This window comes from Vibrio palustris (assembly GCF_024346995.1).
In the GTDB taxonomy this organism is placed as follows: Bacteria; Pseudomonadota; Gammaproteobacteria; order Enterobacterales; family Vibrionaceae; genus Vibrio; species Vibrio palustris.
Genome location: NZ_AP024887.1, coordinates 2,454,686 through 2,473,747, shown reverse-complemented (window position 1 = coordinate 2,473,747; position 19,062 = coordinate 2,454,686). Strand labels below are relative to the sequence as shown.

Sequence of the window (19,062 nt, the reverse complement as noted above, 5' to 3'; positions counted from 1 at the left end):
GGAGTATTCAGTGAAGCATTGGCTTAAGAAAAGCACGTGGCTACTAGTCGCGGCCACTTTGTTTGCACCTGCCGTTTCGGCAAGTGAATTTAGTGCCAGTTTTAAAGGAACAGACATTCAAGAGTTCATCAATATTGTCGGCCGTAACTTGGACAAAACGATCATTGTTGATCCATCGGTGCGTGGCAAGATCGATGTACGTAGTTACGATACGTTAGACGATAAGCAATATTACAGCTTCTTTCTCAATGTCTTACAGGTATACGGCTTTGCTGTCGTACCTATGGATAACGGAGTGCTCAAAGTTATTAAGTCTAAGGATGCGAAAACTGCCGCGATTCCTGTTCTTGGTGATGGCCAGCATGCCACTGGAGACAACGTGATTACTCAAGTGGTCTCGGTGAAAAATGTCTCAGTACGTGAACTGTCTCCACTGCTACGCCAACTGATTGATAATGCTGGAGCTGGTAACGTGGTGCACTACGACCCAGCCAATATCATCCTACTGACTGGGCGTGCGGCGGTTGTTAACCGTTTAGCCGAGATTGTCCATCGTGTTGATCAAGTCGGTGATAAAGACGTCGATGTGGTTGAACTGAAGAACGCGTCTGCGTCTGAAATGGTTCGTATTGTTCAGTCATTGAGTAAAAACAATGATCGTAAAAATACCCCAGAATACTTACAGCCTAAGTTTGTAGCCGATGAACGTACCAACTCCATTTTGATCTCCGGTGACCCTAAAGTGCGTCAACGCATGAAAAAGCTGATCACTAAGCTTGATGTCGAAATGGCCGTAAAAGGTAATAGCCGCGTCGTCTACTTAAAGTACGCTAAAGCTAAAGACTTAGTCGATGTGCTTAAAGGCGTGTCTGATAGCATGATGAAGAGCAAAGGCGATGGTAAAAACTCGTCAAGCTCTCGCAATGATGTCGTGATTGCGGCACATAAAGAGACCAACTCGCTCGTCATCAGTGCGCCGAAAGACATCATGAAATCGTTATTGAATATTATCGATCAGCTAGATATTCGCCGAGCACAGGTACTTATTGAAGCGTTAATCGTCGAAATGTCGGAAAGTGATGGTATTAAACTCGGTGTTCAGTGGGGCTCGCTAGAAAGTGGTTCAGCGATTCAATATAACAATACCGGTGCATCCATTGGTAATGTGATGGTTGGCCTAGAAGAAGCCAAAGATAAAGAAAATACCACGTATTATAACGATGCCAACGGCGTACGCCGTGCACAAACCAATAAAGAATCGGGAGATTATGGCACGCTTGCCAACGCGCTTTCTGGTATTAATGGCGCCGCTGTCAGTATCATGAAAGGCGATTGGACTGCATTAATCAATGCGGTCGCCAGTGACTCGAGTACGAATATTCTATCTTCACCGAGTATTACGGTGATGGATAACGGTGAAGCCTCATTCATTGTGGGTGAAGAAGTGCCGGTAATTACAGGCTCTACTGCGGGCTCAAATAACGACAACCCGTTCCAAACGGTTGATCGTAAAGAAGTGGGTATCAAACTTAAAGTCGTGCCACAAATCAATGAAGGCGACTCTGTTCAACTGCATATTGAACAAGAAGTGTCGAATGTGCTCGGTGCAGATGGCGCGGTTGATGTGCGTTTTGCGAAACGTCAGCTTAATACCTCAGTCATGGTAAAAGATGGGCAAATGCTTGTGCTCGGTGGTTTGATTGATAACCGTACTGCGGAAAGTGAATCGAAAGTGCCACTGCTGGGCGATATTCCTATTCTTGGACAGCTTTTCCGTTCAACCAGCTCTCAGTCTGAAAAGAAAAACTTGATGGTGTTCATCAAGCCTACGATTTTACGTGAGGGAATGACCGCCGATGGTGTGACGCAACGTAAGTACAACTATATTCGTGCTGAGCAATTGTATAAGTCACAGAAAGGCATGAAGTTAATGGATGATGCCAACATCCCTGTATTGCCTAAATTTGGTGATGATCGCCAGCATGCTGCGGAGCTACAAGCCTTTATTGATCAAATGGAAGAGAACAAATAATGAGTGAGATTGTGTCGGACGACGTCGCTCAACCGACGCTGCGTCGTTTACCATTCAGTTTTGCCAATCGCTTTAACGTGGTTTTAGAGTGGAACGAAGACTTCTCGCAATGCCATTTATATTATGTGCCGCCTATTCCGATAGCGGCACTGATGGAAGTCAAGCGAGTGGCGAAAACCGAGTTTGTATTGCATGCGCTGTCGAGTGAGGAGTTTGAGAGCAAACTCACCGTGGTGTATCAGCGAGATTCGTCAGAAGCCCGCCAGTTAATGGAAACCATTGGTATCGAGAGTGATGATTTCTTCTCTTTAGCGGAAGAGTTACCACAAAACGAAGATTTGCTTGAATCCGAAGATGATGCTCCGATCATTAAATTGATTAATGCGATGTTAGGCGAAGCCATTAAAGAAGGGGCGTCTGATATTCATATTGAGACCTTCGAAAAAGTGTTATCAATTCGTTTTCGGGTCGATGGTGTGTTACGTGAGGTACTGGAGCCAAGCCGTAAGCTTGCGCCGCTGCTGGTTTCTCGGGTGAAAGTCATGTCGAAAATGGATATTGCTGAAAAACGTGTGCCGCAAGATGGACGAATCTCCTTGCGTATTGGTGGTCGTGCGGTGGACGTACGTGTGTCGACGATGCCGTCATCTCATGGCGAACGAGTCGTGATGCGTTTGTTGGATAAAAACGCGACCCAGCTCGATTTATTTAGCTTGGGAATGAATGAGGTTGTGCATAAACGCTTCCAAAGGCTGATTGAACGTCCACATGGCGTATTGCTCGTTACCGGTCCGACAGGGTCTGGTAAATCAACGACGTTATACGCTGGCCTACAAGAGCTGAATAGTTCAGAGCGTAATATTCTGACGGTTGAAGACCCGATTGAATTTGATATTGCGGGGATCGGCCAAACTCAAGTTAATCCGAAAGTAGATATGACGTTTGCTCGCGGTTTGCGGGCCATTTTGCGTCAAGATCCCGATGTGGTCATGGTCGGTGAGATTCGTGATTTAGAAACGGCGCAAATTGCAGTGCAGGCTTCTTTAACGGGTCACTTAGTCATGTCGACGCTCCATACCAACACGGCGGTCGGTGCAGTAACACGGATGCGTGACATGGGGATAGAACCTTTCTTGATTTCCTCTTCATTGCTTGGTGTTTTAGCGCAGCGTTTGGTGCGTACTTTATGCGCTCACTGCCGAGAGCCTTATGAAGCGAATGTAGAACAGAAAAAATTCTTTGGCCTTGCCGCACACGAACCTTGTACGTTGTATCGCCCATCTGGTTGTGAACACTGTAGCCATAAAGGCTACCAAGGCCGAACAGGGATTCATGAACTGCTTATTGTCGATGAAAGCGTTCAGGCCTTGATTCACCGAGAAGCTGGCGAACAAGAGATTGAAGATGCCATTCGAGCTCATACGCCCAGCATTCGTCAAGATGGTCTCGACAAAGTGCAGCAAGGTATCACCTCGTTAGAAGAAGTCATGCGAGTGACCAAGGAGTCCTAATGGCGGCATTTGATTATAAAGCACTGGATAAATCAGGTCGCCAAAAGAAAGGGGTGATAGAAGGAGACAATGCTCGCCAAGTACGCCAGCGCTTGAAAGAACAAGATTTGATACCGATTGATGTGATTGAGAATCGAGGCAAGCAGAAAGGCAAGCCGGGCACGACACAACCGGCGTTTACGTTACAGCGCGGTATTAGCACACCGGATTTAGCATTAATAACGCGTCAGCTCTCGACACTCGTGCAATCGGGAATGCCATTGGAAGAATGTTTGCGAGCTGTTTCTGAACAATCAGAGAAGCCGCGTATTCGCTCGATGATGGCGGCGGTCCGCTCGAAAGTGACCGAAGGCTATACCTTATCGGATAGCTTTGGAGATTACCCTCATATTTTCGATGAACTGTTTCGCTCTATGGTGGCGGCAGGAGAAAAATCCGGTCATCTTGATGCTGTATTAGAACGTTTGGCTGATTATGCGGAAAACCGCCAAAAAATGCGCTCGAAATTACTGCAAGCTATGATTTATCCAATTGTTCTCGTGGTATTCGCAGTCGCTATCGTGTCATTTTTGTTGGCCGCCGTTGTCCCGAAAATTGTTGGGCAATTTGTGCAGATGGGGCAAAAGCTACCGCAATCAACCGAAATTCTTTTGGCGGCAAGCGCCTTTATCCAGCAATGGGGGTTAGTCATTCTCGTTTGTCTGGTGGTGAGTATATTTGTGGTGCAACGTTTACTGAGTAACCCGAATTTACGGATGAAGTGGGATGAGAAAGTCATTTATATGCCGGTCGTGGGCAAAATTGCTCGCGGTTTAAATACCTCACGTTTTGCACGAACATTAGCAATCTGTACCTCAAGTGCTATCCCTATTTTAGATGGTATGCATGTCGCGGTGGATGTAATGAGCAACCGATTTGTAAAACAAAAAGTACGGGAAGCCGCTGAGAATATTCGTGAAGGGGCAAGCCTGCGCAAATCTCTTGATCAAACTAAACTATTCCCACCGATGATGCTGCATATGATCGCCAGTGGTGAACAAAGTGGTGAGTTAGAAGCAATGTTAACGCGGGCGGCGGATAATCAAGATGCTAACTTTGAGTCGGCAATCAATATTGCATTGGGGATTTTCACCCCCGTACTCATTGCTTTAATGGCAGGTTTGGTGTTGTTTATTGTGATGGCAACGTTAATGCCAATTTTAGAAATGAATAATTTAGTAAGTCAGTAAGTGCGCTTGAATCGTTCAAGAACCAAATAAAATGGAGTAAGTATGAAACAGAGAACAGCAGCGAAACAATCCGGTTTTACCCTTTTAGAAGTTATGGTTGTTGTCGTTATTTTGGGGATTTTGGCGAGTGTCGTTGTTCCTAACTTGCTAGGGAATAAAGAGAAAGCTGACCAACAAAAAGCGATTACTGATATTGTGGCCTTAGAGAATGCGTTGGATATGTACAAACTTGATAACAGCGTGTACCCAACCACGGATCAAGGCTTAGATGCGCTGGTAAAAAAACCAAGCAGTCCTGAGCCACGTAACTACCGTAACGGCGGTTATATCAAACGTCTACCGCAAGACCCTTGGGGTAACGATTACCAGTACTTAAGCCCTGGCGATAAAGGCACCATTGACGTCTTTACACTGGGTGCGGATGGCCAAGAAGGTGGCGACGGTATTAATGCCGACATCGGTAACTGGAATATTCAAGATTATCAATAAACAGCAAGGGCGAGACTCTCTCGCCCGATTGGTTCCTATGCAGTCAGCGCGCGGTTTTACTCTTATCGAAATCATGCTAGTTCTTGTGCTTTTAGCGCTTGGCTCGGTCGCTGTGATTTCGACGTTACCGAGTAGTAAAAATGATTTGGCGGAAAAAACTGCGCGTAGTTTCTATCAGCGCGTGCAACTGATGGATGAAGAGTCGGTACTCTCTGGTGTTGACTATGGATTGCGAGTGGATGCGAAAGCATCACCTCCAACGTTAACCTTTTTGCAGTTAACCGCCGAAGGCTGGCAAGAAGTTAAGCGTGCGCAGTTTAAATCGAAACTAAAAATAGATGAACGTTTAAGTGTTGATTTTCAAATTGGTAGTAGTGTTTGGCATCAAGATGATGATCGGCTGTTTGATGAAAAACCGCTGTTTGATAAAAACATGTTCGCGAAAAAAGAACAAAAGAAAAAACAAACGTTACCTCCACAAGTCGATATTCTCTCCAGTGGTGAAACCACACCGTTTACCGTGAATTTTTATTTAAGCGATCAAAATGCCGAGCAAGCTTGGAGTGTGACAGCGAAAGAGAATGGGCAGATCGTATTGCATCAACCGGGAGAGGAAGAGAATGACTAAACGACGCTCTTGCGGATTTACTTTATTAGAGGTCTTAGTCGCACTCGCTATTTTTGCCATTGCCGCGATCAGTGTGATGCGCTCGGTCACACAGCACATTAATACGCTTAATTACCTAGAAGAAAAAATGTTTGCCTCGATGGTGGCAGACAATCAAATGGCGAGCACCATGTTGCTTGACCAACCATTAACGGCTCGTACTGGCACGACAAAAATGGCACATCAAGAGTGGTATTGGCAAGTGAAGCCAGTAAAAACCAGCAATGATACGTTGCAAGCATTTGATGTGATGGTTGCGAAAGATAAAAAAGCCAGCCCAATAGTGACGGTGCGTAGTTATGTTGCCAACTAAACCGAGGGACTCAAATCGAGTGATGTCTTATCGCAGGCCGATGCAGAGAAATGTCTGTCGTCAACTAGGCTTCACATTGATTGAAGTGTTGGTAGCTATGGCCATTTTTGCCAGCATGAGTATTGCCGCTTACCAAGTTTTAAATCAAGTGCAGCGCAGTAATGAGGCGTCGCAAGAGCGTACCGCGCGGATCAGTGAGCTACAACGTGCGCTGGTCATTATGGACTCGGATTTTCGCCAAATGGCGACGCGACGTTTTCGTACTAATGGTCAAGCGCCACAGCGCGGTTCATTGATCTATAAAAATTACCTGCTAGATTCCGACGGCTTTGGCGTGATGTTCACTCGGCTGGGCTGGGCCAATCCACAAGAGCGCTTTCCGCGTGGGAATGTGGCAAAAATTGGCTATCGTATTAAAGATAAGGTGCTTGAGCGAGTATGGTGGCGCTATCCTGATACTACTCGTGCTGATTCGGGGGTGTCTCAACCATTACTCACTGATGTTACTGATTGGTCGTTACGTTTTTATACCAATAAAAAGTGGACAGATGAATGGGAAAAACAGGCCGGTTTACCACAAGCCGTTAAAGTGATGGTGACGCTAAAGGACTACGGCAAGATCTCTCGGACCTATCTCATTGCCCACGAAACATCCAAAAAAGATCCTGAAATGGTCGTGCCGGGAGTAAAAAATGAAAACTAAACGCTCTCAGCAAGGTGTTGCTTTAATTGTGATTTTGCTGATTGTTGCTGTCATGGTTTCATTAGCTGCCGCAATGTCTGAACGAATGTTTACGCAATTCCAGCGCGCTACACACCAAATCAATTATCAGCAAGCGTATTGGTATAGTGTTGGTGTGGAAGGGTTAGCCACATCGTTATTAAAACAGACTCGCCAAGAAGACAGTAAAACGATTAATTTAAGTCAAGTTTGGGCCGCTAAGAAGCGTACCTTTCCGTTAGATTATGGCAGTGTGTCAGGGCAGATAAATGACAAACAAGCGTGTTTTAATTTGAATGTTTTTGCAGGCCTTGTTAGTGCGCCAGGTGTTTCGATATCGCCTTATTCAGCGCAAGTGTTAACGGATTTATTGCAGTATTTGAATGTCGATAGCAATAAGGCGAATGTGATAAGAGATTCGCTGTGGGAGTATGTCGATACTAACAATACAGTGAATACCAATTATGGCGTCGAAGACAGTTACTATGACTCTTTATCTCCTGCCTATTTACCCCCCAACGGTATGATGGCGGATGCGAGCGAACTACGCGCCGTACAAGGGGTGAGTGGTAAAGTTATGCAGCAACTTAAACCCTATGTGTGCGCACTTCCAACCGCGGAGTGGAAGCTGAATATTAATACGATTACACAGCAACAAGCCTTGCTGCTGGTGGCGATGTTTAGCCCTAATTTGAGTGAAGATGGAGCCAAAGCTCTGATCAAAAATCGTCCTAAACAAGGGTGGAGCAGTGTGGCTGATTTTATGAGTGAGCCACAAATGGCACAAAGCCGCCAAGCTCAGCAGCAAGCTGGAACGCAATCAGCATCGGTTGGTACGGCGAACAATGCCCGCCAGCATTTAACGGTCAATAGTCACTACTTTGAATTAGATGCGCAAGTGCTCGTGGATAAATCGCGAATAAGAGTGCGCAGTTTGATCCACAACGAAGATAAAAGTAATGCTGCGGTCATTCGCCGCCGCTATGGAGGAATCAGTGAACGAATTTCTGACCGTTCGACTGAGTAGTCAATTAGATGCACCGATCGAATGGTTGGTGTGGTCTACGGAACAACACGATATTATTGCCAGTGGTGAATTGGCGTCTCGCAGTGAATTAAGTGAGCTGGCTGCTTATGCCGATCAGCGCACCACGATCGTTTTATTATCGGCGAGTGATTTAGTGCTGACTCAAGTAGAGATCCCCGCTGGTGGGTCTCGCCAGTTTGAATCAATGCTGCCTTATTTATTGGAAGATGAAATCGCCCAAGATGTGGATGATCTGCATTTTACGGTACTGAATAAACGTGATGGTATTGCCCATGTTGCCGGTATTGACCGTCAATGGTTTAGACAATGCTTAGCGGATTTTCACGATGCAGGCATTGAGATTAAACGTGTTATGCCTGATGTGCTTGCACTACCCACGAGTGACACCCCATTGGTTGCTGCGCAACTGGGCGCGCGTTGGTTAGTTCGTAAAGGTACGTGGAGCGGTATGGTGATGGAAGCTGACTGGCTGCCATTATTAGTCGAGTCAGATTGGGTGCGTGATGATCAAGAATTTTTAGCATTAACCTCTTATACGCCTCTACCTGCTTTAAGCTTGCATGACAACCAGCCATGGCATGTGCAGCCATCTGATATGATAATGCAGTTACTCGCTCAAGGGGCGATAGCGTCACGTTTGAATTTATTAACAGGGGCCTTTAAACCGAGCTCGTCTTGGCATAAATATTGGCAAGTATGGCGTTTACCTGTTTACTCGGCCGTGGCTCTGCTCGTACTTTCCTTGGCCTATAGCGCCATACAAGCCAATAAGTATGAGGAACAAGCACAGGCTTATCGCCAAGAGAGTAAACATATTTTTAGAACTGTTTTCCCTGCTAAGCACCGAGTGCCGACCGTGAGTTATCTCAAGCGCCAATTTACCAGTGAGATAAATGTTCTCTCTGGATCGAGTACTCAAGAAGGGGTGCTTGAATGGATACGCCAACTGCCAACAACCATTGGTTCTGTCGAGGATATGACGGTAATCAGCCTTAAATATGATGCTGATAAAGGACAGCTAAGAGTGGATGCAACCAGCAAAGATTTCCAAAGCTTTGAGAAAGCACGGGTTAAATTAGAGCAGGCATTTAGCGTCGAGCAAGGTCAATTGAATAAAGACGGAGATACGGTTCTCGGCTCTTTTGTACTGAAGGCGAAGTAGGAGCAAATGATGGCAAACATAACCGGGCCGTTACAGGTACAACTTAAGCAGTGGTGGAGTAGCATCACGCAACGCGAACAGCGACTCGTGATTATCGCCGCTGTATGTTTGGTCGTAGGTATCGTGTATTGGGGATTCTATCAACCGCTGAACCAAAGAATTAGCATGGCGAAAACACGCGTACATTCAGAAAAACAGCTGTTAAATTGGGTCTCTGATAAAGCTGATCATATTGTTGCTCTGCGCAAACAAGGCGGGCAAACAGCTGCGTTAGAACCGTTAAACCGCGTTATTGCGAACTCATCGAACGATTTTAATATTGGCTTAATACGTGTACAGCCGCGAGGCGATAACAAAATGCAAGTGTGGGTACAGCCATTGCCGTTTTCTCATTTACTAGATTGGATTGCGTTCTTAAAAGAAAAGCAAGGTATTGACGTTGAGTATCTCGATATTGATAAAGGCGCAAAACCAGGTTTGGTCGACGTTAAACGCCTGCAATTAAAGCGAGGCGCTTAGTATGAAATTGAAGATAAGCTTCATCGCCTTATTTGTCAGTGTGTTCCTAGTTAGCGCCATTGTGCATTTACCTGCCGCATTGGTGTTGAAGTTTGTATCCATACCACCCCAACTGCAAATCGCAGGGGTTAGTGGTAGTGTATGGAATGGCCACGCCTCACAAGTTCATTGGCAAAACCAAGGCTTAGGTGCGCTCGATTGGGATATAAGCCTAGCGGCCTTGTTTGCTGGCAACATTGAGGCGACGACACGATTTGGTCGTGGTAGTGCAGTGCAACTGCATGGTCGTGGGGTTGTTGGTTATGGTTTCAACGGCGCTTATGCCAAAAATTTGATTGTGTCATTGCCAGCGCGCCATGTCCTACAATACAGCCCGCAACCCCTCCCAGTATCTGTGAAAGGTCAACTGGAATTATCTCTAAAAGAGTTTTATTACGCTAAGCCGTGGTGTAAAAGTGCCACTGGTAGCCTAGTCTGGTCGGGGGCTTCAATGACGACGCCAGTGAGTCCGCTTAAGCTTGGACAAGTGGTAGCGAAGCTAAGCTGTGAGGAGAATCGCGTTGCGGTACAAGGGACTCAAAAGACGGCGCAAGTTAGCAGCTCATTTTCGGTAACCCTTAATCAGCCATCCAACTATAAAGTGACGTCATGGTTTAAGCCAGAAGCTGAATTTCCAGCCGAGTTAGCGAAATGGCTCAAGCGCCTACCCGATCCCGATGGGCAAGGGCGTTACCACTTTAATCGGTCAGGACAGTTCTAGTCAGTCAATGCCTGATACATAAAAAAAGGAAAGCATCATGGCTTTCCTTTTTTATTACACCAAGCTTAACAAGCGCGATCTAATATTTGATTCCACGGCAAGGAGTGATCGCCAAGGACAATGAAATTAGGATTTTCAAGCGTGTCACGTTCGTTGTAAGACAATGGGTCGAGTCGCGTATTTAAAATTCGACCGCCAGCTTCTTCTACAATGCATTGTGTGGCTGCAGTATCCCATTCACCCGTAGGCCCTAGGCGTAGATAACAATCGACAGCTCCCTCGGCGACTAAGCACGCTTTGAGAGCCGCTGAGCCAAGTGGCACCAAATCGTAATTCCAATTAATACTGAGCTTATCGGTAATACGGTTAATGTTTTGACGACGGCTAATCGCAATCGCAATCGACTGGTTGGGGGTTTCATGCTGGTGGGTTTGAATGCGGATATTATCTGACATATCCGGAATTTTCCAAGCGCCTTTACCTGAGTAAGCATAATAAGTGACACCAGACACCGGGCCATAAACTACGCCCATTACGGGATGATTATATTCAACCAAGGCAATGACAGTAGCAAAATCACCACTGCGTGCAATAAATTCTTGTGTACCATCAAGCGGATCGACGAGCCAATAGCGATCCCATTGTTCACGCGTTGCTAAATCGATATTCGCGGCTTCTTCTGACAAAATAGGAATATCAGGCGTCAGTTCTTGAAGTTTCTCGACAATGAGCTTATGAGCGGCATAATCGGCGCTCGTTACTGGGGTGTCGTCGCTTTTAATAAACGCTTCATAGTCGTGATTTTCATAAATATCGAGAATGATCTGCCCCGCACTGCGCGCTATCGCGATAATATCAGGAAGCAAATGAGAAAGATCTTTTGCTGTCGGCATAGACGATATTCCTATTTTTATTAGAAATTAAGCCTGAGAAGTATTTAACACTTTCAAGGCAAGCAGTAAGGCCGTGATACAGCGAGCTTCACTAAAATCAAGGTGAGTGAGCAGCTCTTCCGCTTGGCTTATGGGCCAGCGCACAATGTCTAAAGGCTCTGGTTCATCGCCTTCTAGCTTTTCTGAGTATAGATCTTCTGCAATAAAAAGTGTCATACGGCTGGAAAAATACGACGGCGCAAGAATCACTTCTTTAAGTGTTGTCAGCTTATTCGCGCCAAAGCCAATTTCTTCTTTTAGCTCACGCACGGCCGCCACTTCAGGGGTTTCGCCTGGATCTATCAACCCTTTAGGAAAGCCGAGTTCATAGTTTTCTGTGCCAGCCCCGTATTCACGAATCAATAATAAATCGCCGTCTTTAGTCACTGGTACCATCATCACAGCGTTACGACCCGTCGGTTTCATACGCTCATAAGTGCGTTCAACACCATTAGAAAACCGTAAATCGAGTGATTCAATGGCGAATAGCTTTGAGCGTGCGACGGTGTCTTTTGCGAGAATTTGAGGAGGTTGTTTCACGGCCATAGCGGGATCCTAATCGAATGAATATTTGAAAGCAGCGATGAAGAAAAAAGCTGATGACAAGTCATCAGCTTTTTTAGCGATCTTAGAAGTAAGAGTGATCGCCACGCGCATGTTCTGTTGAGTCTTTAATGCCGTTAAGTTCACCAGAGAACTGTTCTAACAGTTGTTTTTCGATACCATCTTTTAGTGTGATATCCACCTGAGAGCAACCATTACAACCGCCACCGAATTGAATGATAGCAATGCCATCTTCAGTGATTTCAAGCAAACTAATGTGTCCACCATGGCTTGCCAACTGAGGATTCACTTGCGTTTGGATGGCATATTCTAAACGCTCTAATAGCGGAGCATCATCTGACACTTTGCGCATTTTTGCATTAGGCGCTTTCAGTGTAAGCTGCGATCCTAGCTTATCGGTAACGAAGTCAATGACGGCTTCATCAAGGAATGGCAAGCTAAGCTCATCAACATAGGCAGAGAACTGTTCGAGCGGGATCTCTGTGTCAGAGGCTTCGACAGCTTCTGGTGGACAGTAAGAGACACCGCACTCAGCATTTTGTGTTCCTGGGTTAACCACAAACACACGAATGTTCGTTCCTTCTGGCTGTTGTCCCAGTAGTTTTCCAAAGTGTTTTTGGGCTTCTTCTGTAATAGTAATAATTTCTGACACGACGAATACCTGAGTAAATTTGTAGGCTATTTGTCGATATTGTACTCTTGTCTTACGCATGATCCAGTCCTTTTTATCGCACTTTTGTACGTGATCAAGGTTCGCTGGGTTCTGGCGTTCTGCATAGGCAATAGACATCAATCTGAGTCACTCCAACCTTGGTAAGTAGCTGGCAAAGTGGCTTTAGAGTGCTGCCAGTCGTGACAACATCATCAATAATTGCAACATGAGACCCTAAGGCATAAATCGGTGTGGTAAAGCCAAACGCGCCATACAAATTGTGTCGCCTTTGCTTTCGATGTAAGCCTTTTTGCGGTGCGGTAGCCCGCTGGCGATGAAATAAATGCGGCCAATATTGTACTTGTAAATGTTGCGCTAATTGCTTGGCGAGTTGATCGCTTTGATTAAATCCGCGCCAAAGGTAACGCCGCCAATGCATAGGAACGGCGCATAAAACAGGAGCGGGTTCAGTAATCACAGTGGAGAGTTGCTGAGCGAGCGGCTTGGCTAACCAAAATTGCCGCTGATATTTGAGTTGATGAATGTACTGAGTGAGCGGGTAGCGGTAGTCACCGATGCAATACAGCGCCTGCCACCATGGTGGCTCTTTTAGGCAGCGTCCGCATTGTTTAGTTGGTATGGCGGTCGTTAAGCCGCAGCGTTGACAGCGGGGAGTGGGCTGTAAGGCTAATCGACACGCAGAGCACAGTGATAGCGCGTGAGGACTGTCGAGAGATAAACCGCATAAATGACAGCATTGCGGTATCTGTCTTTTAATGTTTTTTTGTAACCAATTCGCTAACATAAGCATCACGTTTATCATCGCATCGCCAAAGTATGGATGCATATCTCTTGTAAAAGGGATGAAAAAAGTCGTAGAGGTAGTGATATGTCTTCACCATTATATTGGCAAACCAGCGGAAGTGGGCCCGATGTTGTATTACTGCATGGCTGGGGAATGAATGGCGCTATTTGGCAGCAAACGGTAGAGCAATTGAGTCAGTATTGCTGTGTCCACGTGGTCGATTTACCCGGTTATGGACATAGCCGGGATACTCACGCTGACGATTTAGCGGCAATGGCAGAATTGTTGATGGCTCAAGCTCCGCAGACAGCGGTGTGGATTGGCTGGTCTATGGGAGGCTTGATTGCTTCGCATTTAGCGCTTTATTATCCGCAACGTGTGAGCCAATTAATCACGGTAGCTTCATCGCCTAAATTTTCTGCGGAGAACATGGTCGGCGGCCGCCCGTGGCGCGGTATTCAGTCTAAGGTGCTTGCGGAGTTTACCCAGCAGCTAAAAAAGGATTTCAATAACACTATCGAGCAATTTATGGCGCTTCAGGTTATGGGGAGTCCCTCCGCTCGCGAGGATGTTCAGGCATTAAAGCAGGCGGTATTATCGCGTCCTACGCCCAATTCAGATGCGCTGCACTATGGGCTGAACTTATTAGCGCAGTGCGATTTAAGACAAGATTTAATCGCTATAGAACAACCTTTTCTGCGCATTTATGGTCGCTTAGATGGTCTGGTGCCGGTGAAAGTTGCCGCAGATCTTGATCGCCACTTGCCTCATAGCTCTAGCGTTATTATGACGCACTCCTCTCACGCTCCTTTCATTACCGAGCCTCAGTTATTTGTTAAAGAAGTGATTGAGTTCATTGAGCATAACCGGCATGCCCGCACGGTTTGACGAACTAATTTATCGTAATCACTTATATTTTTAACGATTTGGCCGATACAAATACTGTCCCAATAAACGCTTAATTTAGGCATCTATTGGGTTGGGCGAAACGGGGAGGATATTGCCATGGTTGTGTCACCGACCAATGTCAGTGTACCACTGATCGCCCCATCGGTGAATGTGCATACAGAGCAAGTTACACGAGATAATCGTGTTAAGGAGCCTGTGGCTGCCACTGAGCAAATGGCAAAAGCAGCAGCAGATCGTAAGCTAAAAGAAGATGATAAACGGCGTCAACAATCAGCTTGGGATCCGGCTGAGCATCCGAGTTACGAGGATCCTCATGAGGAACTTGCGCATGAGGAGCGTAATGAAGAAGCTCCGCTGAGTGACTTAGAAAAGTTGTTCGAGTTGTTATCTTTGGCGTCTTACAGTGAAAGTCAGGGGAAAGGGTATGCTATGCGTTATCGTCTCCCTCGGCGCATTATTGATGCGGTGATCTCAGAAGGGCAAATGGCGCAAAGAAGGACTGTGATTAAATTTCATTATGGTCAATCTATTGCTCCTAACACCCCCTCTGAAGTGATAGCCATCTTGTAGCAGTCTTAAGAGGTGCAAGCTTCCCTAGATAAAGACGGCGATATAAAAATCCCCACAGCGATGTGGGGATTTTTTTATCGTTTAACGTTTTGCTTTAGCAAACGCGGCGGCGAACGCACCACCCATGGCTCCATTGGAATCATCGGTTTTTTTCGGTGAGTTTTTCGCTTTTGGTTTAACGCTCGCTTTACTTGGCGCGTTATGGCGGCTAGTGCGATTATCTTGGCCCGGCTCATCAGTCAAACGCATCGACAAAGCAATACGTTTACGCTGCACATCCACTTCCATAACTTTAATCTTCACAATATCACCCGCTTTAACGACTTCTCGTGGGTCAGAGACAAAGCTATCAGATAGGGCAGAAATATGAACTAACCCATCTTGGTGTACGCCGATATCGACGAAGGCACCAAAGTTGGCGACGTTAGAGACCACCCCTTCTAGTACCATGCCCGGCTCAAGATCTGACACCTCGGTAATGCCGTCGGCAAACGTCGCTGTTTTAAACTCAGGACGGGGATCGCGCCCCGGTTTATCCAGCTCTTTGATGATGTCAGTTACCGTTGGGACACCAAAGTTGTCATCTGTATATTCAGAAGCTTTCAAGCCACGCAAAAATTCGGTGTTGCCAATTAGGTGTTGAATATTTTGTTGGTTTTTCTCGGCAATCGTTTTCACTACCGGATAAGCCTCAGGGTGAACGGCAGAAGCATCTAATGGATTTTTCCCTTCCATGATGCGTAGGAAACCCGCACATTGCTCAAATGCCTTCGGACCTAATCGCGCTACTTTTTTGAGTTCAGTACGTGCATTAAAACGGCCATTCTCATCGCGGTATTTGACGATGTTATCGGCGAGCGTGGTCGATAAACCGGCGACTCGCGTCAACAGCGCTGCTGATGCCATATTTAAATCAACGCCGACGGCGTTTACACAGTCTTCGACCACTGCATCAAGACGTTTAGAGAGCAATGATTGACTGACGTCGTGCTGGTATTGGCCCACTCCAATCGACTTAGGGTCAATTTTGACTAATTCAGCCAGTGGATCTTGTAGGCGTCGAGCAATAGAGACTGCGCCGCGCAAAGATACATCCATGTTTGGGAATTCATTCGCCGCCAATTCAGATGCAGAGTACACCGACGCACCTGCTTCACTGACGGTGATTTTTTGTACTTTAAGATTGGCACGCTTTAATAAATCAGCAGCGAACGCATCGGTTTCTCGTGAAGCCGTGCCGTTACCAATGGCAATTAAATCCACATTATGACGTTGGATTAATTGCGTGACAGAATGCATCGCTTTATCGTATTGCTTTTGCGGTTGGTGTGGATAAATGGTATCTGTGGCAAGTACTTTGCCCGTTGCGTCGACAACCGCGACTTTACAGCCCGTACGCAAGCCTGGGTCCAAACCTAACGTGGCTTTTGGACCTGCTGGGGCCGCCATAAGCAAATCTTTGAGGTTGGTAGCAAAGACATCAATCGCGTCGATCTCAGCACGCTCTTTCATCGCGCCCATCAACTCGGTTTCCATGTGCATCGCAATCTTAATACGCCATGCCCAGCTAATCACTTGCTTACGCCACGCATCGGCTGGCGCATTATTGAGGTGAATAGCGTAGTGTTCGGTAATCAGGTTTTCACAATGAGATTGGCGTACGGAGTCCTCTTGCCCAGGATCGGCATTCATGCTCAAGGACAAGAAACCTTCATTGCGGCCACGTAACATCGCCAGTGCACGGTGTGAAGGCACCTTGGCAATTGCTTCATTATGCTCGAAGTAGTCTTTAAATTTTTCACCAGCGACTTCTTTACCACCAATCACGCGTGACACTATTTCGGCATGACGATTGAGGTAATGGCGAATTTTCTCCAGTAAATCGGCATCTTCTGCAATGCGTTCCATCATGATAGAACGGGCACCATCCAACGCTGCTTTGGTATCGTCAATTTTATGGTCAGGATTAAGATAGCGGTGCGCTTCGTTTTCAGGATCGGTTTCTGGATGATTCCATAGCGTCACGGCTAACGGCTCTAAGCCAGCTTCGATAGCAATCTGCCCTTTAGTTCGACGCTTAGGTTTATAGGGTAAGTAAAGATCTTCGAGGCGCGTTTTGCTATCTGCTTTTTGAATGGCTTCAGTTAATTCTGGCGTCAATTTTCCTTGGTCATCAATCGATTTGACAATGGTTTGACGACGTTCTTCCAGTTCCCGTAAATAGGTGAGTCGACTATCCAAGGTACGCAGTTGCGTATCGTCGAGTCCTCCGGTTACTTCTTTACGGTAACGTGCGATAAAAGGAACGGTATTTCCGTCATCAATTAAGGTTACGGCTGCATTGACTTGCTCTGTACGAACATTCAGTTCTTGGGCAATCAATTGACAGATAGCTTTGCTCATCCGTGTCACTCTTTGTTTTTTAAATTCAGCTCTATTTATGGGGGGTATAAGTGCAATTTTCTAGAGCAGAGCTCATACTTTCTGTGATTTTGTGTTGTTAAACCCAAATTTTCATGGTTTTGCCGCACGTTAACCAAAAGGCGGCAGTAATATGGTGAAAAAGCACGGTACAAGATGGCACATGATAGGCTTTTTATAACGCCGACAGTCACAGGATGGTGAGCGCATGGTTGGAGCAAAGTGTCTGGTAGGTGGTTTTAATAACACTCTGATAAGCTACAATAAACTGCCGCTCGGTCTGAGTACGTATTTGGTTTTATTATGGACTAGAAAATACGCTGGAAAAACGCTATTTTCGCCACTGAATAATAGGGTAAACAAGCGTGGGGTATTGCAGTGAAAACGAAGCTGATTACGCGAGAAGGCTATCAACAGCTCAAAGAAGAACATGATTATCTTTGGCATGAACGTCGCCCAGAAGTCACTAAAATTGTCACTTGGGCGGCGAGTCTTGGTGACCGTTCAGAAAATGCAGATTACACATTTAATAAACGCCTGTTGAGACAAATCGATCGCCGCGTGCGGTTTTTACGTAAGTTACTGCCAGACTTAACCATTGTGGATTATTCCCCTCAACAAGATGGTAAAGTTTTCTTTGGGGCGTGGGTTGAAATTGAAAATGAAGAAGGGGAAATCAAACGATTTCGCATTGTTGGCCCGGAAGAAATTTACGGCGATAAAAAAGACTACATTTCGATTGATTCACCAATGGCGAGGGCGCTACTCAAACGTGAGGTGGATGATGATGTTGAAGTCGTCACGCCACAAGGCAAAAAAACGTGGTTCATTAATCGCATTGACTATACGCCAAGTAAGCTTTAAATCGGCATATATGACCGGTGTTGAGTAGGGTATACCTGAGACTATCACCGAGGTTTTAATGTAAAGACACAAACGTTAACAATTGTTTATTACCCTGCATGGCGCTTGGTGATACATTGATAACAATAGAAAAATAAATTGGCGTGAGTCAATGAGGGATCCCATGCAAGAAAGTTATAAAGTTCTGGTTGTTGATGATGACGCCCGTCTACGCTCTTTGCTCGAGCGTTATCTCTCCGAGCAAGGTTTTCAAGTCCGTAGTGTCGCTAATAGTGAGCAAATGGATCGATTGCTTACGCGTGAAACTTTCCATCTTATGGTCTTGGATTTGATGTTACCGGGAGAAGATGGGCTATCGATTTGTCGCCGCTTACGCAATGCCAATAATATGTTGCCAATATTGATGCTGACCGCCAAAGGCGATGAAATTGATCGCATTGTTGGGCTTGAAGTCGGAGCGGATGACTATTTGCCTAAGCCATTTAATCCTCGTGAACTACTGGCACGAATTAAAGCGGTATTGCGTCGTCAAGTGATTGAGGCGCCGGGCGCGCCGAGTGCAGAAGAGTCGATGGTCGAATTTGGTGAGTTTCGCCTCAACTTAGGTACCCGTGAAATGTACCGTAATGATGAGCCGATGCCGCTTACCTCTGGCGAGTTCGCGGTGTTGAAGGCGTTAGTCTTAAATGCGCGTGAGCCACTGTCTCGTGACAAGTTAATGAACATGGCACGCGGTCGTGAGTATTCAGCAATGGAACGTTCGATTGATGTGCAAATCTCGCGTTTACGCCGCATGTTAGAAGAAGATCCAAGCAAACCTCGGTACATTCAAACCGTTTGGGGTTTGGGTTATGTATTTGTCCCTGATGGCCAATTAAAATAATGTGTTACGAC

General features: G+C 46.0%; 20 protein-coding genes. 15 read left to right on the top strand and 5 right to left on the bottom strand.

Annotation, left to right across the window (positions count from 1 at the left end; translation table 11 throughout):
- Nucleotides 1-10: 10 nt before the first annotated feature.
- From gspD to OCU30_RS11525, 11 genes are read left to right on the top strand one after another with little or no spacing between them, the layout of a single operon-like run.
- Entirely contained in the window at nucleotides 11-2,032 is a 2,022-nt protein-coding gene (gspD, locus tag OCU30_RS11575; protein ID WP_077315186.1) for a type II secretion system secretin GspD, read from the top strand.
- The gene (gene gspE, locus OCU30_RS11570) at nucleotides 2,032-3,543 is read left to right on the top strand and encodes a type II secretion system ATPase GspE (protein WP_077315185.1); all 1,512 of its coding nucleotides are present in this window, start codon (nucleotides 2,032-2,034) and stop codon (nucleotides 3,541-3,543) included. Before gspD ends, gspE begins: the two co-directional genes overlap by 1 nt.
- Nucleotides 3,543-4,772 carry a type II secretion system inner membrane protein GspF gene (gspF, locus tag OCU30_RS11565; protein WP_077315184.1) on the top strand — a complete coding sequence of 410 codons (1,230 nt, stop codon included), beginning with the start codon at nucleotides 3,543-3,545 and terminating at the stop codon, nucleotides 4,770-4,772. The genes gspE and gspF overlap by 1 nt, the downstream gene beginning before the upstream one ends.
- 42 nt (nucleotides 4,773-4,814) lie before the next feature.
- On the top strand, nucleotides 4,815-5,261 hold the full coding sequence (gene gspG / locus OCU30_RS11560; protein ID WP_077315183.1) for a type II secretion system major pseudopilin GspG: 447 nt from the start codon (nucleotides 4,815-4,817) through the stop codon (nucleotides 5,259-5,261).
- A gap of 37 nt (nucleotides 5,262-5,298) precedes the next feature.
- The gene (locus tag OCU30_RS11555; RefSeq protein ID WP_077315182.1) at nucleotides 5,299-5,889 is read left to right on the top strand and encodes a prepilin-type N-terminal cleavage/methylation domain-containing protein; all 591 of its coding nucleotides are present in this window, start codon (nucleotides 5,299-5,301) and stop codon (nucleotides 5,887-5,889) included.
- Complete coding sequence (gene gspI, locus OCU30_RS11550) at nucleotides 5,882-6,241, top strand: type II secretion system minor pseudopilin GspI (RefSeq protein ID WP_077315181.1); 360 nt, start codon at nucleotides 5,882-5,884, stop codon at nucleotides 6,239-6,241. The genes OCU30_RS11555 and gspI overlap by 8 nt, the downstream gene beginning before the upstream one ends.
- A 40-nt stretch (nucleotides 6,242-6,281) precedes the next feature.
- Nucleotides 6,282-6,944, top strand: a complete 663-nt coding sequence (gene gspJ / locus OCU30_RS11545) for a type II secretion system minor pseudopilin GspJ (RefSeq protein ID WP_077315180.1) — start codon at nucleotides 6,282-6,284, stop codon at nucleotides 6,942-6,944.
- Nucleotides 6,934-7,989 (top strand): type II secretion system minor pseudopilin GspK, encoded by a 1,056-nt coding sequence (gene gspK / locus OCU30_RS11540; protein ID WP_077315179.1) that lies wholly within the window; start codon nucleotides 6,934-6,936, stop codon nucleotides 7,987-7,989. Before gspJ ends, gspK begins: the two co-directional genes overlap by 11 nt.
- The gene (gene gspL / locus OCU30_RS11535; RefSeq protein ID WP_077315178.1) at nucleotides 7,958-9,172 is read left to right on the top strand and encodes a type II secretion system protein GspL; all 1,215 of its coding nucleotides are present in this window, start codon (nucleotides 7,958-7,960) and stop codon (nucleotides 9,170-9,172) included. Before gspK ends, gspL begins: the two co-directional genes overlap by 32 nt.
- Before the next feature lie 9 nt (nucleotides 9,173-9,181).
- Nucleotides 9,182-9,691, top strand: coding sequence for a type II secretion system protein M (locus OCU30_RS11530; protein WP_077315177.1), 510 nt, complete (start codon nucleotides 9,182-9,184; stop codon nucleotides 9,689-9,691).
- A 1-nt stretch (nucleotide 9,692) separates the two neighbouring features.
- On the top strand, nucleotides 9,693-10,451 hold the full coding sequence (locus OCU30_RS11525) for a type II secretion system protein N (RefSeq protein ID WP_077315176.1): 759 nt from the start codon (nucleotides 9,693-9,695) through the stop codon (nucleotides 10,449-10,451).
- Nucleotides 10,452-10,516: 65 nt separating this feature from the next.
- On the opposite strand, the gene cysQ is transcribed toward OCU30_RS11525, so the two are convergent.
- From cysQ to OCU30_RS11505, 4 genes are all read right to left on the bottom strand, one after another.
- Nucleotides 10,517-11,344: a 3'(2'),5'-bisphosphate nucleotidase CysQ gene (cysQ, locus tag OCU30_RS11520; protein WP_077315175.1), complete on the bottom strand. Its 828-nt coding sequence runs from the start codon at nucleotides 11,342-11,344 to the stop codon at nucleotides 10,517-10,519.
- Nucleotides 11,345-11,371: 27 nt separating this feature from the next.
- Nucleotides 11,372-11,929: an ADP compounds hydrolase NudE gene (gene nudE / locus OCU30_RS11515; protein ID WP_077315174.1), complete on the bottom strand. Its 558-nt coding sequence runs from the start codon at nucleotides 11,927-11,929 to the stop codon at nucleotides 11,372-11,374.
- 82 nt (nucleotides 11,930-12,011) lie between these two features.
- The gene (gene nfuA, locus OCU30_RS11510) at nucleotides 12,012-12,599 is read right to left on the bottom strand and encodes a Fe-S biogenesis protein NfuA (RefSeq protein ID WP_095532938.1); all 588 of its coding nucleotides are present in this window, start codon (nucleotides 12,597-12,599) and stop codon (nucleotides 12,012-12,014) included.
- A 94-nt stretch (nucleotides 12,600-12,693) separates the two neighbouring features.
- Nucleotides 12,694-13,404, bottom strand: coding sequence for a ComF family protein (locus tag OCU30_RS11505; RefSeq protein ID WP_095532937.1), 711 nt, complete (start codon nucleotides 13,402-13,404; stop codon nucleotides 12,694-12,696).
- Between the two features lie 84 nt (nucleotides 13,405-13,488).
- Here OCU30_RS11505 and bioH point away from each other — a divergent pair, with 84 nt between their 5' ends.
- Both bioH and OCU30_RS11495 read left to right on the top strand, forming a co-directional pair.
- The gene (bioH, locus tag OCU30_RS11500; RefSeq protein ID WP_077315172.1) at nucleotides 13,489-14,292 is read left to right on the top strand and encodes a pimeloyl-ACP methyl ester esterase BioH; all 804 of its coding nucleotides are present in this window, start codon (nucleotides 13,489-13,491) and stop codon (nucleotides 14,290-14,292) included.
- Between the two features lie 117 nt (nucleotides 14,293-14,409).
- A complete protein-coding gene (locus OCU30_RS11495; protein ID WP_077315171.1) occupies nucleotides 14,410-14,883 on the top strand; it encodes an ATP-dependent Lon protease in 474 nt (157 codons plus the stop codon).
- An 81-nt stretch (nucleotides 14,884-14,964) separates the two neighbouring features.
- On the opposite strand, the gene OCU30_RS11490 is transcribed toward OCU30_RS11495, so the two are convergent.
- Complete coding sequence (locus OCU30_RS11490) at nucleotides 14,965-17,286, bottom strand: Tex family protein (protein WP_077315170.1); 2,322 nt, start codon at nucleotides 17,284-17,286, stop codon at nucleotides 14,965-14,967.
- 396 nt (nucleotides 17,287-17,682) lie between these two features.
- On the opposite strand from OCU30_RS11490, the gene greB reads away from it, so the two are divergent.
- Together greB and ompR are read left to right on the top strand one after the other, a co-directional pair.
- Entirely contained in the window at nucleotides 17,683-18,168 is a 486-nt protein-coding gene (gene greB / locus OCU30_RS11485) for a transcription elongation factor GreB (protein WP_077315169.1), read from the top strand.
- A 163-nt stretch (nucleotides 18,169-18,331) separates the two neighbouring features.
- A complete protein-coding gene (gene ompR, locus OCU30_RS11480; RefSeq protein WP_077315168.1) occupies nucleotides 18,332-19,051 on the top strand; it encodes an osmolarity response regulator transcription factor OmpR in 720 nt (239 codons plus the stop codon).
- Nucleotides 19,052-19,062 lie beyond the last annotated feature (11 nt).

Excerpts from the sequence above, each read along its gene's own strand:
- gspE (WP_077315185.1), top strand. The coding sequence starts at position 2,032 with ATGAGTGAGATTGTGTCGGACGACGTCGCTCAACCGACGCTGCGTCGT.
- gspF (WP_077315184.1), top strand. The coding sequence starts at position 3,543 with ATGGCGGCATTTGATTATAAAGCACTGGATAAATCAGGTCGCCAAAAG.
- gspG (WP_077315183.1), top strand. The coding sequence starts at position 4,815 with ATGAAACAGAGAACAGCAGCGAAACAATCCGGTTTTACCCTTTTAGAA.
- OCU30_RS11555 (WP_077315182.1), top strand. The coding sequence starts at position 5,299 with ATGCAGTCAGCGCGCGGTTTTACTCTTATCGAAATCATGCTAGTTCTT.
- gspI (WP_077315181.1), top strand. The coding sequence starts at position 5,882 with ATGACTAAACGACGCTCTTGCGGATTTACTTTATTAGAGGTCTTAGTC.
- gspJ (WP_077315180.1), top strand. The coding sequence starts at position 6,282 with ATGCAGAGAAATGTCTGTCGTCAACTAGGCTTCACATTGATTGAAGTG.
- gspK (WP_077315179.1), top strand. The coding sequence starts at position 6,934 with ATGAAAACTAAACGCTCTCAGCAAGGTGTTGCTTTAATTGTGATTTTG.
- OCU30_RS11530 (WP_077315177.1), top strand. The coding sequence starts at position 9,182 with ATGGCAAACATAACCGGGCCGTTACAGGTACAACTTAAGCAGTGGTGG.
- OCU30_RS11525 (WP_077315176.1), top strand. The coding sequence starts at position 9,693 with ATGAAATTGAAGATAAGCTTCATCGCCTTATTTGTCAGTGTGTTCCTA.
- cysQ (WP_077315175.1), bottom strand. The coding sequence starts at position 11,344 with ATGCCGACAGCAAAAGATCTTTCTCATTTGCTTCCTGATATTATCGCG.
- nudE (WP_077315174.1), bottom strand. The coding sequence starts at position 11,929 with ATGGCCGTGAAACAACCTCCTCAAATTCTCGCAAAAGACACCGTCGCA.
- OCU30_RS11505 (WP_095532937.1), bottom strand. The coding sequence starts at position 13,404 with ATGTTAGCGAATTGGTTACAAAAAAACATTAAAAGACAGATACCGCAA.
- bioH (WP_077315172.1), top strand. The coding sequence starts at position 13,489 with ATGTCTTCACCATTATATTGGCAAACCAGCGGAAGTGGGCCCGATGTT.
- OCU30_RS11495 (WP_077315171.1), top strand. The coding sequence starts at position 14,410 with ATGGTTGTGTCACCGACCAATGTCAGTGTACCACTGATCGCCCCATCG.
- OCU30_RS11490 (WP_077315170.1), bottom strand. The coding sequence starts at position 17,286 with ATGAGCAAAGCTATCTGTCAATTGATTGCCCAAGAACTGAATGTTCGT.
- ompR (WP_077315168.1), top strand. The coding sequence starts at position 18,332 with ATGCAAGAAAGTTATAAAGTTCTGGTTGTTGATGATGACGCCCGTCTA.